Consider the following 13,975-nt stretch of genomic DNA (forward strand, 5'->3'; position numbering starts at 1 on the left):
GGTGGGTACGTCCGTCCAGGTGACGGCGGCGGTTCAGGCGACGCGCGTCAGCTTCGCGCCGAAGCCGGGTTCCGCGAGGTCCGACTGGAGCGCCACGGGGATCTTCACGGCGTGGCTGGACCCGTCGCCGACCGTCAGGTCGCCGACGACCGTGCCGGCCTTGCCGGAGTGCGGGACCGCCTTGCCCCCGTCACCGATCGACAGCTCGGTCTTCAGACCCGGCCAGCCGATCGCCGTCATGTCCTTGGTGGCGACGACCGGGGTCCGGCCGCCGAGCTGGTCGTCCACATAGCCGACGATCTGCCCCTTCTTCACCACCTTGGCGGTGGTCAGACCCTTCTGGACCTTGTCGATCAGCTTCTGGCTGTTGACGAGGGCCAGGTGGAGGCTGTCCCAGACCTTGCCGGTTCCGGCGTTCTGGTTCATGACCGCGCCGTAGACGGTCTGGGTCTTGCCGTTCACCGTCTTGGTCGCGGCCCACACCAGGTTGCCGCCCGCGGGCGTGGACGAGCCGGTCTTCAGGCCGATCACCCCGACCTGCTGCACCAGCAGGTCGTTGTTGTTGTAGATGGGCTTGTCGAGGCCGGGGATCTTCGCGCTGGCCATCCCGACGATGCCGCGGAACACGTCGTTCTGCATGACCTCCTTGGCCAGCTTGAGCTGGTCGGTGGCCGTGCTCACCGTGGTCTTCTGCAGACCGCTGGGGTCGGTGTACGTCGTGTTCGTCATGCCGAGCTCGTCGGCCGCGGCGTTCATCTTGGCGACGAAGCTCTTGTTGTCGGAGTCCCAGCGGGCCAGCAGCCGCGCCGCGTTGTTGCCCGACGGGATCATCAGCATCTGGAGCATCTGACGCTCGGTGAACTGCTGGCCCTTCGACATCGCGGCGGTCGACTCGTCCGGCAGCTTCGACTCGTCCTCGGCCTGCTGGTCGACGGTGATCTTCTCGCCGCTCTCGTCCCCCTTGAGGGGGTGCTCCTGGAGGATCACGTACGCCGTCATGATCTTGGCGACGCTCGCGATGGGCGCGGGCGTCTGCTTGCCGTCGGTGCCCAGGCTGCCGACGCCCTCCACCTCGATCGCCGACTGTCCCTGGCCGGGCCAGGGCAGGTCGAGGGAGCCTCCGTCGAAGGTGTACGTCTCGTCGGCGGTCAGCGCGAGCGACGGCGCCGGGAGCGGACGCACGGCCTGCGCGACTGCAAAGATCACCGCGAGGAGCAGGACCAGCGGGGTCCAGATCTTGACCCGCCGCACGATCGTGCGGACCGGAGTCTGCGGGGGTGGCGGCGTGTTCGTCAGCTCCGCCAGGAGGTCCAGCGGCGGCTTGGGCGGCAGCGGTTGCTGGGTGGTGCGCTCGGGGCCGACCTGCGGGAGGGCGGCGGTCGCGTCCGCGGCGGGCCTGGCGGCGGTGCCGGGCCCGGGCTCGGCGGGCTTCGGCTTCGTCGGGGCGGGCTCGTCCAGGGGCTTGAGCGCGACGAACCTGCTGGTGCGCTCGGCGGCGGGCGCGGGCTTCGCGGCCGGCTTGTCGGCAGGCTTCGCGGGGGCCTTGCCGGCGGGCTCGTCCTCGGGCTTCGCGGGGGCCTTGCGGGCGCCCGGGTCGGTGCCGCCGCCCAGCTTGAGCATCGTCGTGGGCTGGTCCACGGCGGGCGGCCGCGGCGCCTTGAAGATGGCGGTGGGCTGGTCGACGGGAGGCTTCGCGTCGGCGGGAGCCTTCGCCTCGGTGGAGTCGGCGGGAGCCTCGGCGTCGGCCGGGGAGTTGGCGTCCTCCGGGGTCTCCGCGTCCACGGCAGGCTTCGCGTCCGCGGGGTCCTCGGCGTCCGCGGAGTCCTTCGGGGAGTCCTCGGGCCCACTCACCGGGCGACCGGGGGCGACGGTCTCGTCCGAGCGGGCGGCGTCCGCCCCGGACTTGGACTCGGGCTCGGACTCGGGCTCGGGCTCGGACTCGGACTCGGGCTCGGACTCGGGCTCGGGCTCGGACTCGGGCTCGGGCTCGGCCGTGTCGTCGGCAGCGGCCGTGCCGGACGCCACGTCGTCCCGGGGCTCGTCCTCGGACGCGTCGGTGGCGGTGTCGGCGTCGGCAGCCGTGTCCGCGGCCTCCTCGGCGGCGGACCCGGAGCTCTGCTCCTCGTCGGCGTCGGCGTCGGCACGCGCCGCTGACGCTTCGTCAGCGTCTGTGGAGTCGGCCTCGGAGCCGGAGCCCGAGTCCGCGTCAATGCCGGCGGCGGCAGCGTCATCGGAGCCCGCGTCGGCGCCGTCGTTCTCGGCGTCATCGGCGCCGGCGTCGGCGTCGGCGGTGTCACGCCCCGCCTCCCCCGCACCGGCCGAGGCCCCGGCGGGCTCACCGGCTCCCGCCGGCGCCTCCTCGTCCGTACCGGCCACCCACGCGGCCACGGCCGCGCGCAGCCGGGCGTCACCCGCGGACCCGGCCTCGCCGGACCCGGCGGGCTCGTCGGCGGCGTCCGTGGAGTCCACGGTGCCCGCCGAGGCGGGAGCCGGCGCGGGAGACGACTCGGCCTCCGTCACCGCCCGTTCCGCCGTGACCGCCTTCGTGGAGAACACCGCCGTCGCCTGATCCACCCGTACCGTGGCCGCCCTCTCCCGGGCCATCGCCACTCGTGGGTCGGCCGAAGCCGGAGCCGTGGACGGACTCGACGCGGCCCCGCGCGCCGGACCCGGAACCGCAGCCGGGGTCACCGGCGTCGGTTCTGCCGACGGCGCCGACGACTCGTGCTGCTTCGACCTGTCGGGGGACTCGCCCGCCACCGATGCCTCCTCCATGCGACGCACGCCCCGTGCGTCCAAACGAACCGTCATCCGTTGAACCGCCGCCCGGACACCGCTGTCCGAACCATGTACCAGTGTCCTGTGTGAGGGCTTGGCCCCTGCGGTAGACGAGAACGACATACCTACCGGTTCCACTGCATTCCGGTCAGGCACCCTCGACAGACCGATGTGAGAGGGGTCACCCTGTCATTCATCCACGCGGGGAGGCATGGATGGGCAGGAGCCGCAGAACACTTCCGGAGGAGCTTCTGCTGCTGGCGTTGGACCCGACGACGGGTACCACCGCACAGCCGCAGTCGCTCGACCTCGGTCTGGCCGGAGCACAGCTAGTGGAGCTGGCACTGGCCGGACGGATAGCCCCAGACGGGGATCGTATCGCCGTGGTGGCGCCACGGCCGACTGGAGATCCGACACTGGACTGTGCGTTGGAGTTGCTTCGCCGCCGCGGAGCACCCGTACGCGCGGTCAACTGGATTGGCGGACCCCGGCTGGGGCTGCGCCAGACCTACCTCTCGCATCTGGAGAGGTGCGGCATGGTCCATGCCGTGGCCGGCCAGATGTGCGGGGTGCTGCCGACGACTCGCTACCAGGCGACGGACACGGCGATCAGCCGGGAGATCAGGTCCCGGCTGGACAGTGCGATCCGCACCGGCGTACCGCCGGACCCGCGGACCGCGGCGCTCGCCGCGCTGGCCCACGCGGTCGGACTCGGCAAGCACCTGTACCCGGGGAACGAGGGACGCTCGTCCCGCTCCCGGCTGCGGGATCTGATCAGGCATGACCCCATGGGCGGTCTCGTGGCCCACGCGGTCATGGACGTCCAGAACGGCGTGGCCGCTCAGCCTCGCCGCAACCCGGCACCGGCAGGCCGTCCGGCCACCGCCGGAGTCAGGTCCGCACCGGAACCCGCCCGCGGTGTTCCGATGCAACCGCGCCACGGTTCCATGGCGCGCGCCGTGGTGCACTGAGCCGCAGTCCCACGGCACCCCACAGCAGGACCAGCACCGCCGGAACCACCAGCACCGCCAGAACCTCAGCGCCGCACCGCAGTCCCCACGACCCGGTTCGGGAGCCGCTGGCTCGCGCGGGGCGATGAGGCCGTACGTCCGGACGACGACACGGCCCCAGCGCCCCGCGCGGCCGCATCCGGGGCCGCGGAGGCGCGCCGCCGCGCGGCGGACCGCCGAACTGGCGCGCACCCAGCGCATATCCGCTGTTTCCCAGCGGTAGAAAGCACCTTGGTGGCAATCTGCTCAACAGCAGATACGCAAAGTACAGGCCTGCAGCCGGAGGTGCACGTCCCGTGGCGTCCAATGTCAATCCCACCGTCCGGCGGCGCCGGCTGGGTCAGGAACTGCGCCGGCTCCGCGAGCTGAAGGGCATGACGGCCGAAGAGGTCGCCGAGCGGCTGCTGGTGTCGCAGTCGAAGATCAGCCGGCTGGAGAACGGACGGCGCAGCATCAGCCAGCGGGACGTCCGTGACCTGTGCGGCGTGTACGAGGTCGAGGACCACCGGATCGTCGACTCGCTGATGCAGATGGCCAAGGACTCGCGCCAGCAGGGCTGGTGGCACTCCTTCGGCGACATCCCGTACAGCGTCTACATCGGCCTGGAGACGGACGCGGCCTCGCTGCGCGTGTACGACCCGCAGGTCGTCCCCGGCCTGCTGCAGACCCGGTCGTACGCCGAGGCCCTGATCGCGGGCGCGCTGCCGGAGACGGCGCCGGGCGACATCGACAAGCGGGTCCAGGTGCGGATGAAACGGCAGGAACGAATCTCCGCGCCGGACAACCCGTTGCGTCTGTGGACCGTCCTCGACGAGGCCGCCCTGCGCCGTACCGTCGGCAACCGTTCCCTCATGCGCGACCAGCTGGAGCACCTCGTCGAGCAGTCGCAACTGCCGCACGTCACGGTGCAGGTGATCCCCTTCGACATGGGAGCGCACCCCGGGCTGAACGGCCAGTACGCGATCCTGGAGTTCCCCGACGCGGCGGACTCCAGCGTGGTGTACATCGAGGGCGTGACGAGCGACCTGTACCTGGAGAAGGCGAACGACGTCCAGAAGTACAGCGTGATGTACGAGCACCTGCGGGCCCAGGCCCTGAACGTGGAGCAGTCGCGCCAGTTCATCGCGGACATCGCCAAGGAGCACGCGCGCTGAGGCGGAGGGCTCCGGACGTCGGGGACGGCCTCGGGGAGGGTTCCTGACGGGAAGGAGCCGGACGATACACCTTCGCCGGGCCGGGGCGGAAGACCCCACTGGAATATGCCATCCAGTCGAGTGAATAGTCGCTTCGTCAGCCGATGTTGGCGAGTAGCGTCGATCACGCCACCGAACAACAACGTGGCGCAAACCGGACTGCGGATTCCGAAGCGGACCCGTGGTGCGGTGGCAGCGCGTACCGCGTGGTCGGAGGTACTCACAGATGAACGACTGGCTTACTGGAGCGAACATGGCAATTCAGCAGGGCGCCACGGACACGTGGACCAAGTCTTCCTACTCCACCGGGAACGGCGCCTGCGTCGAGGTCAAGTCCCCGGTCCCCGCGGCGATGGCGGTACGGGACTCCAAGGTCCCCGCAGGCCCCACCCTGGCCTTTCCCGCGGACGCCTGGAACGTCTTCGTGGCCGAGGTGAGCCGTGGGGCCGCCGGCCTCGTCTGAGGTACGACCCCACGCCACGTCCGACACATGACCCGACACAACTTCATACGATCCACCGACAGAGCCCTCTCGACCGGCCCGCCGTCCTGGCCGAGGGGGCTCGGCTCTTTTCTCCCGCACCTGCGCCGGGTGGGGTGACCCCGCCCGCCGGCTAGCGCAGCCGGTCCACGTACCGGTCCGTCCCCGGCACCGTGGGGATGAAGGGCGCGACCAGCTCCACCCTGCCGAGTGCCCCCGGATCCGGGCCGTCGGCGGACGCGGCGGCCACCTCCGCGTCGAGCCCGGTGAAGTACTCCTCCCAGCAGTCCCGCGGGTCCGCCTCCAGGAACCACAGCAGCGTCAGCCGTGTGTCCACGCCCTCGACCTGCTTGACGTACGTCATCCGGTCGCCGGGCAGCGGGGTCGGGCTGAAGACGGTGACCATGGCGGCCGGTGAGCCCGCGAGACGCTTGGGCAGGTGCCGGGAGCGCAGCCACTCCAGCAGCTCGGCGCGCCGCTCCGCGCACTCCGCGTCGACGACCTCCAGCACCAGCCCCGCGTACGGGTGGTCCAGGGCGTGATGGTCGCGGGGTCCCGCGGCGCCGTCGCGGTACACGGTGGCCTCGTGGTCCTGGAAGGCCGTGAAGACGTGCGTGCGGTCCTGGTAGACGCGGCCGTCGCGGTTGAGCCGCTTGTTGATGCCGACGGTCCACTTCATGTGGTCGTCGTAACGGCCCTCGGTGACCCAGTACGTGGAGAGGTAGCAGCCCGCGGTGACCGGCTGGGCGACCGCCGACTTCTCCGGGTAGCGCAGCAGTTGGAGGTCGCGGGTGGCGACCCAGCGGCGGCCCGCGTACATCCAGGGCATCGCCATCGCTCCGGCGTAGTAGTGGTCGTCCTCGTACCAGCGGTTGTACGCGTACTCGTGGCCCGGGTGCGGTTCGACCATGGTGATCAGGGCATGGCCCGGACGGACGCCGTACGGGCCGAGGGCGGCCAGTTCGGCGTACGTCTCGCTGCGAGTCTCCTCCGACACGACGATCCCCTTCCTTCTTCCGCCGGACGCCCATACTCTGACGCTCCGTCAGGCAATGCGCCAGAGGCACGGCACCGCCGGCGGGTGAGCCGAAGGGGCGCGGGCCCGGGCGCCCCGAAGGCGAACCGATCCGGAGAACATGGAGGCAGCGATGTCACTGCTCGCGGGCAGGACCGTCGTCGTGTCGGGCGTCGGGGCCGGACTCGGCCATCAGGTCGCGGCGGCGGTGGTGCGCGACGGGGGCCACGCGGTGCTCGGGGCGCGTACGGAGGCGAACCTCGCCAAGTCGGCGGCGGAGCTCGATCCGGACGGCTCGCACACGGCGTACCGGGCGACGGACATCACGGACGAGAGCCAGTGCGAGGCGCTGGCCGCGCTGGCGACGGAGCGGTTCGGGCGGATCGACGCGGTCGTCCATGTCGCCGCCTGGGACAGCTACTTCGGCGGCCTCCAGGACGCCGACTTCGCGACCTGGCAGTCGGTCATCGACGTGAACCTGCTGGGCACCCTGCGGATGACCCGGGCCTGCCTGCCCGGACTGAAGGAGCGGGGCGGCTCGGTCGTCATCATCGGCACGCAGTCGTCGGTGGCCGCGCCGAGCCAGGTGCGCCAGGCGGCCTACGCGGCGTCGAAGGGCGCGCTGACGAGTGCGATGTACTCGCTCGCGCGGGAACTCGGACCGCACCGGATCCGGGTCAACACCGTACTGCCCGGATGGATGTGGGGGCCGCCCGTGGAGGCGTACGTGCAGTTCACGTCGCACACCGAGGGCGTGCCCGAGGCGGACGTGCTGCGGCGGCTCACCGAACGGATGGCCCTGCCCGAGCTGGCCACCGACGGGGACGTGGCGGACGCCGCGGTGTTCCTGGCGTCCGACCGGGCGCGGGCGATCACGGGGCAGTCGCTGCTCGTGAACGCCGGCGAACTCATGCGGTAGTCACTGCTGTCGACCCTCCCTTCCCAGGCGTACGGGACCCGCATCCCGTACGGCTGTCGTCCGGTCGCCCTTCTCCGTGGGTCCGCCGGTCTGGCGAAGTGCCCGCTCATCGTGTGGTCCACGTCACGAGCACGACAACAGCCCGACGGGTAAAGTGGACGTAAAATCGTTCTGCTTTCTGATCTGCGTTCATATCTGTGACCGCGAAAGGTCTTGACCGGCCGGTCGGACCAGCGGTTCAATCCCCGAAGTCCCCGCTCCCGCACGGGGGCGCCGCCCCAGCGCGTACTGGCGAAGTGCCGTCCGGTATCAGCAGGTTCACAAGGCGGACCCCTGGAGGGGGCACATGAACGGTCTCGACTGGGCCGTCCTGGTCGCGTACTTCGGCGTGATGACGGCGATCGGCGTCTGGTCCCACAAGCGTGTGGACGATGTCAGCGACTTCTTCACCGCGGGCGGCAAGATGCCGTGGTGGCTGTCGGGCATCTCGCACCACATGTCGGGCTACAGCGCGGTGATGTTCACCGGTTACGCCGGCATCGCGTACACGTACGGCATCACGTCGTACGTCACCTGGGCCCTGCCCATCGCCATAGGCGTCGCCATAGGCGCCAAGGCCTTCGCACCCCGGCTCAACCGGCTGCGCTCGCGCCTGCACGTCGCCTCGCCCCTCGAATACCTCAAGGACCGCTACAACGTACCGACGCAGCAGGCACTCGCCTGGTCCGGCATCCTGCTGAAGATCGTCGACGTCGGCGCGAAGTGGGCCGCCATCGCGACCCTCCTCAGCGTCTTCACCGGCGTCACGCTCACCCAGGGCATCATCATCACCGGCGGCATCACGGCGGTGTACTGCACGATCGGCGGGCTGTGGGCCGACGCTCTCACCGAACTCGGCCAGTTCGTCATCCAGTTGCTGGCGGGCCTCGCCATGCTGGTCATCGCGCTGAACAAGATCTCCGACCAGGGCGGCCTGTCCAAGGCGCTGGACTCGCCGAAGCTGGACGGCCACGCGGACGGCTTCGCGGGCCCGTACCTCACCGTGTTCTTCATCGCGTACCTGTTCATCAAGCTGTTCGAGTACAACGGCGGCATGTGGAACCAGGCCCAGCGCTACATGGCCACCGGCAGCGCCAAGCAGGCCACGCGCTCGGCGTTCCTGTCCGCCGGACTGTGGTTCGTGTGGCCGGTCATCCTGTTCATCCCCATGTGGCTGTCGCCGCTGCTCGTCACCGCACAGAAGCCCGACGGCTCAGACGCGTACGGCCTGATGACCGAACAGCTCCTGCCCCACGGCCTGCTGGGCCTGGTCGTCGTCGGCTTCTTCTCGCACACGATGGCCATGTGCTCCTCGGACGCCAACGCGATCGCCGCCGTGTTCACCCGGGACGTCGTCCCGGTGCTGTCGAAGGCCGCGCGGGCCTGGGACACCCGGGCCGGGCTGATCGCGGGCCGCGTCACCACCGTCGCCTTCCTCGGCCTCTCGATGGCGGTGGCCACCCAGGTCAACTCCCCCACCTTCAAGGACATCATCACGGTCGTCATCAAGTGGGTGGCCGGCCTGATGGGCCCGATCGCGATCCCGTTCATCCTCGGACTGCTCCGCCCGTTCCGTAGGTCCGGGCCGACGGCGGCGCTGACCAGCTGGGCCTGCGGTCTGCTCGCGTTCTTCTTCGTCAACTACAACCTGGACTTCTCGCAGCGCACCGACGTGAAGCTGGAGTACCAGGTGGCCGTGCCGATGGTCATCTCCCTGGTCCTGTACATCCTCATCGGCCACCTGAGGCCCGAGGACACCCCGGAGCGGGACGCGATCATCGAGAAGATCAACACGGACGACGACACCGGCGGCGCGGCGGCGGCGATCCCGGCGCCCGCCGGGGCGGCCGACGGCGTGGTGGGCACCCCGGCGAAGGACTGAAGGACCAGGGGGCGGCTCAGCCCCGCGGATAGCGGGCGAGCCACCCGGGGGACGACCCGCCCGGCCCGTGCAGCGCGGGCCCCTGGGTCATCTCCATCGCGAAGTCGTCCGCGAGGACCAGCACGGTGGGACGGCCCTCCAGCTCGGCCAGCCAGGCCGGGGGGAGGGCCGTTTCGCCGTGCAGGGCGCCGAGCAGCCCGCCGGTGAGCGCCCCGGCGACACCGGACGGGCCCCCGTGGTTGACCGCGAGACGCAGCCCGTGGCGGATGTCCTCGCCGACCAGCGCGCAGTACACGGCGACCGCGAGCAGCCCCTCCGCGGTGGCGTTCCCGGCGAGTTCCTCCACCCGCCCCGGAGTCGGCATGCCCTGCCGGACGGCACCCAGCGCGTGCTGGAGCGCGTCCGTGACGGGCTGTTGTCCCGGCCGCGCGCCGAGCAGCCCGAGGGCCCGCTGCACGCCGGCGTCCAGGCTCTCGCCACGGGCCAGCGCGTGCACGATCACGGCGTACGCACCCGCCGCCAGATAGGCCGCCGGATGCCCGTGCGTCTGCGCGGCGCACTCCACGGCCAGCTGCATCACCAGCTGCGGCTCCCAGCCGACGAGCAGTCCGAAGGGCGCCGAGCGGGCCGCGGCCTCCGGTCCGGCCTCACCGGGGTTCTTCGGCGCGTCGAGTGTGCCCATGATGTCGTCGCCGAGGCCGAGCAGACAGGACCTGGCCGGGTCACGGCGCGCGTACAGCCATTCCTCGCGGGCCAGCCAGCCGTCGTCCTTGCGGCGCTCGTCGGGCCCCCAGTCGCTCTGGGTGGCGGCCCACCTGCGGTAGGCCCGGTGCAGGTCCGTGGGCGGATGCCAGGCACCCGTGTCGCGCCGCACCTGGGCGCGGATCAGCCCGTCGACGCTGAACAGCGTGAGTTGCGTGAGATGGGTGACGGCGCCGCGTCTGCCGTACGCGGACGCAAGGTCGGTGAGGCCCTCCGCGCCGTACGCCTCGCGGATCTCCTCCAGGCCGAGCCCGTCGAGCGGTGCGCCCAGCGCGTCGCCCACGGCCGCCCCCAGCAGCGTGCCGCGTACTCTGCTGCGAAAGTCCTGCTGCTCGGTACGGCCCCAGACGGCACCGGCTGTCGCACCCACCGAGACCTCCCAGGCACCGTCCGCACGTCCGACAGTCCAGCACTGTAATCGAACGCCAACGGTCGGTTGAGGGGACGGAACGGTATGCGAAGTGTGGGCCGAGTGAACCCTCCTGGTCACCTTTGGGCGATGAACGCACCGGCCGCCGACGCGGCCGGGCCGTGCGGGCCGTGCCGGTCACCTCCCCGAACGTCACTCCGCGTACCGCGCCCTGATCGCGTCCCGTTCCTCCGTCACGCGCGCCAGACGGGGAGCCAGGCGCGCGACGGCGGCGCCGGGAGCGGACGACAGTTCCTGCAGAAGGCCGGCGAGCCAGGCGAGGTCGACCCATTCGCGCGGTTCGCGGAGCAGCCGGGTCAGACTGTCGTCGAGCGCCGGCCAGTCCTCCAGACCCGCGTCGATCACGGTGCGCAGGAATTCGGCGGCGCCGGGGGCCTGTTCCCGGCCGGGGACCAGGCGCGCGGCCTCGCGCCACATCGGCCGCGCCGCGTCCGCGCCGTCGTGGCAGGCCACTGTCAGCGCCAGGCAGACGGCCCCGCCCGCCGCGTGACCGGCGCCCATCCGCTCGGCCGTGCGCCGCGCCGCGGCCCACTCCCCCGCCCTGCGCTGCGCCCACGCCAGCTCCTCCAGGCCGCCGGGTTCTTCGAGACCGTGCGCGAAGGCCGCCGTCAGCGCCTGCCTCGCCCGCCCGGCACGGTCCTCCAGCAGATGGATCCGGGCGAGCGTGTGATAAGCCCAGGCCGCATCGTCGGCCGGGTCGCCGCGCCCGAGATAGTGCTCCAGACCCGTGCGGGCGTCCTCCGCACGCCCCACCGCGAGCAGCGTGACGATCCGCCGCATCCGGTACCAGCCACCGTCCGGATCCAGGACGACGGCCCGCTCCAGATCGGCCAACGCCTCACCGAAGAGCCCCAGTTCGTGCAGGACGGCGCCGCGGCAGCCGACCGCCCACGGATTGTCCGGGTCGAGGGCGAGCGCCCGGTCCAGGTCGGTGCGGGCCTCCTCGAAGCGGCCGAGGCAGCGCAGTGCCTCCCCGCGGTTCCACAGCACCCACGCGTTGCTCCGCCACAGGTCCGCGGCCCGGTCGGCGTCGGCGAACGAGCGCTCGGGGTCGGCGAGCCGACGGTGCACCGCGGACCGCTGCACCAGCGCCCAGGCGTACGAGGGGTAGAGCTCCAGGGCGCGGTCCAGATCGGCGAGGGCGGCGGTGTGACGGCCGAGTCCGCTGCGGGCGACGCCCCGGCTCGCGTAGGCGGACGCGTAGGCGTCGTTGAGGGCGATCGCCCGGTCGTAGTCGGCGAGGGCCTCCTCGGCACGGCCGGCGACCCGCAGCGCGTCGCCCCGCTCACAGGCCACCCAGGCCAGGCCGGGCCCCAGTGCGACCGCCCGGTCCAGGTCGGCGAGCTGCTCGGTGTGCTCCTCGCGCGAACGCCGTACACGGGCGCGCCGCACCAGCGCCCACACGTGTTCCGGGTCGAGCTCGACGGCCCGGTCCAGATCGGCGAGGGCGGCGTCGGTACGGCCGAGGCTGTGCCGGGTGACACCCCGGGAGGCCCAGGCGCCCGCCAGTTGGGGGTCGATCGCGACGGCGCGGTCCAGGTCTTCGAGGGCCTGCTCGAAGTGGCCCATGATGCGGTGGTAGTCACCGCGGACGAACAGGATCCGGGCCTTGCCCGGCCGCAGCTCGTCGGCACGGTCGAGGTCGGCGAGGGCGGCCTCGTACGCGTGCAGCTCGGCGTGGGTGACGCCGCGGCCGTAATAGGCGCGCTCCAGTTCGGGATCGAGCTCGATCGCCGCCTCGTACTCGACGAGTGCCCGCGCGAAGTCGCGGTCCACGCGGTGGCCGAGGCCGCGCAGCATCCTGGCCACCGCCTGACCGCGCGCGTCGAGTCCGCCCCGGTTCAGCAGCAGTCCCAGCGTGCGGTGGGTGCCGTCCTCCAGTTCCGCCAGCAGCTCGCGCCCCCAGCGGCCCAGGTTTTCCGCGTCCGTGTCCTCGCCCGCCTCGACGAGCATCCGGGCCCACCGGTGTGCCACCACCTCGCCCTCGCCACAGGCGTCCACGACGTCGCGCAGCACGGCGGGCACCGCGGCACGCGGCCCGGCGCAGAGCAGGTGGTAGGACTCCGCGAGGCGCAGCTCCCGCCATTCCTCGTCGCCCCAGACCTCGTCCTCCTCCAGGCGGGCGGCGACCTCGCCGCGCCATGCGGCGAACGCCGCGGCGAGCCGGGCGTGGCGGTCGGCCCAGCCGCGCGGGGAGCGTCGCCGTTGCAGCCGCAGCATCGGCGCGCGGACGACGTCGTGGTACTGGACGCGGTCCCCTCGGTCGCTGACGAAGGGCAGCCCCCGCAGCCAGCCGAACAGCGCGTCGGCCTCTTCGTCCGGGCAGTCCACCGCGGCGCGGAACACGTCCGCGTCCAGACGGCGCGGCAGTGCGCAGGCGAGGGCCGCGGCCCGGCGCACCGGGTCCTGCTCCCACTTCAGGAAGCGTTCGACGGCCGTGGCGCTGGGGTCGCCGATGCCGTCGGGCCCGGCGGGTCGCTGCTCGGCGAGGGTCGAGACCAGCACGGGCAGGCCGCCCGTGAGCCGCAACACCTCCTCGACGACCGGCTCGGCCACCACGCCCTTGCCGGCGAGCAGTCCGCGCGCCTCCGTCTCCGTGAACGGGCCGAGCGGCACCTCCGTGACGAAGTCGGCGAGACCGCTCCAGCGGGCGGGGTCGAGGGGCCGCTGGCCGGCGGTGAGGACCACGATGTTCGCGGGCAGGGCGCTGCCGTACCGGTCGGTGGTCATGACGTCGTGCAGCCAGCCGTCGAGGAAGGGGCCGGTGCGCTCGTAGGTGTCGAAGGCCAGGACCGCCCAGGGGACGTGGGCGGCGGCCTCGGCCAGCTCCTTCAGCAGCACCGGGGTGAGGACGCGCTCGGGGGACAGCACCAGTTGCACGTCCTCCTGGTTGCGGAACCGGGCACTGAGCCCGGCCCTTAACCGGTCGGCGCCCTGCGCCAGCTGGGCCGGGTCCAGGGCGCCCGCAAAGGCACCGACGCCGGGGACGAGGCCCAGGCCCACGAGGGTCGCGCGGGCCGCGGCCATGCCGGCGGGCGAGGGGTCCGCCGGTTCGGGCCCGGGGCCGGTGTCCGCGGCGGCCGCCGCCTCGTGGCGCCGCTCCCGGTGAGTGGCCAGGAGCCGTTCCAGTTCCTTGAAGCGGTGTCCCTGACGTGCGAAGTGCTCGGCGACGGCCGCCATCGCCTCCGGCACGCTGCCGACGGACTCGTCGACGTAGGCGGTGAGCGCCCCGCGTTCCCGGGCGAGTTGCTCCAACTCCCTGAGGAGGAACGTCTTTCCGACGCCCGCGTTGCCGTGCACGTGGAACAGGAACCGGTGCCGTTCGTCCTCCGGCGGCAGTTCCAGGTTCTCGCGGAACGCGGCGCGTTCGGCACCGCGTCCGATGAAGCCCTGCCGTCTGCGCTGCGCGATCAGCTGCTGCATCGACCGCCGCGTCTGCGCCATCCGTGCCGCCCCCTCGCCCCGA

General features: G+C 72.1%; 9 protein-coding genes. 5 read left to right on the plus strand and 4 right to left on the minus strand.

What is annotated here, in order from left to right; all coding sequences use genetic code 11:
• Nucleotides 1-33: 33 nt before the first annotated feature.
• The gene (locus tag H305_RS0124660; protein WP_078629231.1) at nt 34-2,775 is read right to left on the minus strand and encodes a serine hydrolase; all 2,742 of its coding nucleotides are present in this window, start codon (nt 2,773-2,775) and stop codon (nt 34-36) included.
• Nucleotides 2,776-2,993: 218 nt separating this feature from the next.
• Here H305_RS0124660 and H305_RS0124665 point away from each other — a divergent pair, with 218 nt between their 5' ends.
• The 3 genes from H305_RS0124665 to H305_RS0124675 all read left to right on the plus strand — a co-directional run bounded on the left by H305_RS0124665 (nt 2,994) and on the right by H305_RS0124675 (nt 5,444).
• The gene (locus H305_RS0124665) at nt 2,994-3,749 is read left to right on the plus strand and encodes a GOLPH3/VPS74 family protein (RefSeq protein ID WP_028802747.1); all 756 of its coding nucleotides are present in this window, start codon (nt 2,994-2,996) and stop codon (nt 3,747-3,749) included.
• Between the two features lie 335 nt (nt 3,750-4,084).
• Nucleotides 4,085-4,942 carry a helix-turn-helix domain-containing protein gene (locus tag H305_RS0124670; RefSeq protein ID WP_028802748.1) on the plus strand — a complete coding sequence of 286 codons (858 nt, stop codon included), beginning with the start codon at nt 4,085-4,087 and terminating at the stop codon, nt 4,940-4,942.
• Between the two features lie 292 nt (nt 4,943-5,234).
• Complete coding sequence (locus tag H305_RS0124675) at nt 5,235-5,444, plus strand: DUF397 domain-containing protein (protein ID WP_028802749.1); 210 nt, start codon at nt 5,235-5,237, stop codon at nt 5,442-5,444.
• Between the two features lie 151 nt (nt 5,445-5,595).
• On the opposite strand, the gene H305_RS0124680 is transcribed toward H305_RS0124675, so the two are convergent.
• Nucleotides 5,596-6,459: a hypothetical protein gene (locus H305_RS0124680; protein WP_028802750.1), complete on the minus strand. Its 864-nt coding sequence runs from the start codon at nt 6,457-6,459 to the stop codon at nt 5,596-5,598.
• Nucleotides 6,460-6,610: 151 nt separating this feature from the next.
• Here H305_RS0124680 and H305_RS0124685 point away from each other — a divergent pair, with 151 nt between their 5' ends.
• Together H305_RS0124685 and H305_RS0124690 are read left to right on the plus strand one after the other, a co-directional pair.
• On the plus strand, nt 6,611-7,396 hold the full coding sequence (locus tag H305_RS0124685) for an SDR family oxidoreductase (RefSeq protein ID WP_028802751.1): 786 nt from the start codon (nt 6,611-6,613) through the stop codon (nt 7,394-7,396).
• Nucleotides 7,397-7,742: 346 nt separating this feature from the next.
• Nucleotides 7,743-9,317 (plus strand): sodium:solute symporter family protein, encoded by a 1,575-nt coding sequence (locus H305_RS0124690; protein WP_028802752.1) that lies wholly within the window; start codon nt 7,743-7,745, stop codon nt 9,315-9,317.
• A 16-nt stretch (nt 9,318-9,333) separates the two neighbouring features.
• Here H305_RS0124690 and H305_RS0124695 read toward each other — a convergent pair whose 3' ends face one another.
• On the minus strand, nt 9,334-10,449 hold the full coding sequence (locus H305_RS0124695) for an ADP-ribosylglycohydrolase family protein (RefSeq protein WP_028802753.1): 1,116 nt from the start codon (nt 10,447-10,449) through the stop codon (nt 9,334-9,336).
• 192 nt (nt 10,450-10,641) lie between these two features.
• Nucleotides 10,642-13,953, minus strand: coding sequence for a tetratricopeptide repeat protein (locus tag H305_RS0124700; RefSeq protein ID WP_037765213.1), 3,312 nt, complete (start codon nt 13,951-13,953; stop codon nt 10,642-10,644).
• Nucleotides 13,954-13,975 lie beyond the last annotated feature (22 nt).

Source organism: Streptomyces sp. 142MFCol3.1, from assembly GCF_000424945.1.
In the GTDB taxonomy this organism is placed as follows: domain Bacteria; phylum Actinomycetota; class Actinomycetes; order Streptomycetales; family Streptomycetaceae; genus Streptomyces; species Streptomyces siamensis.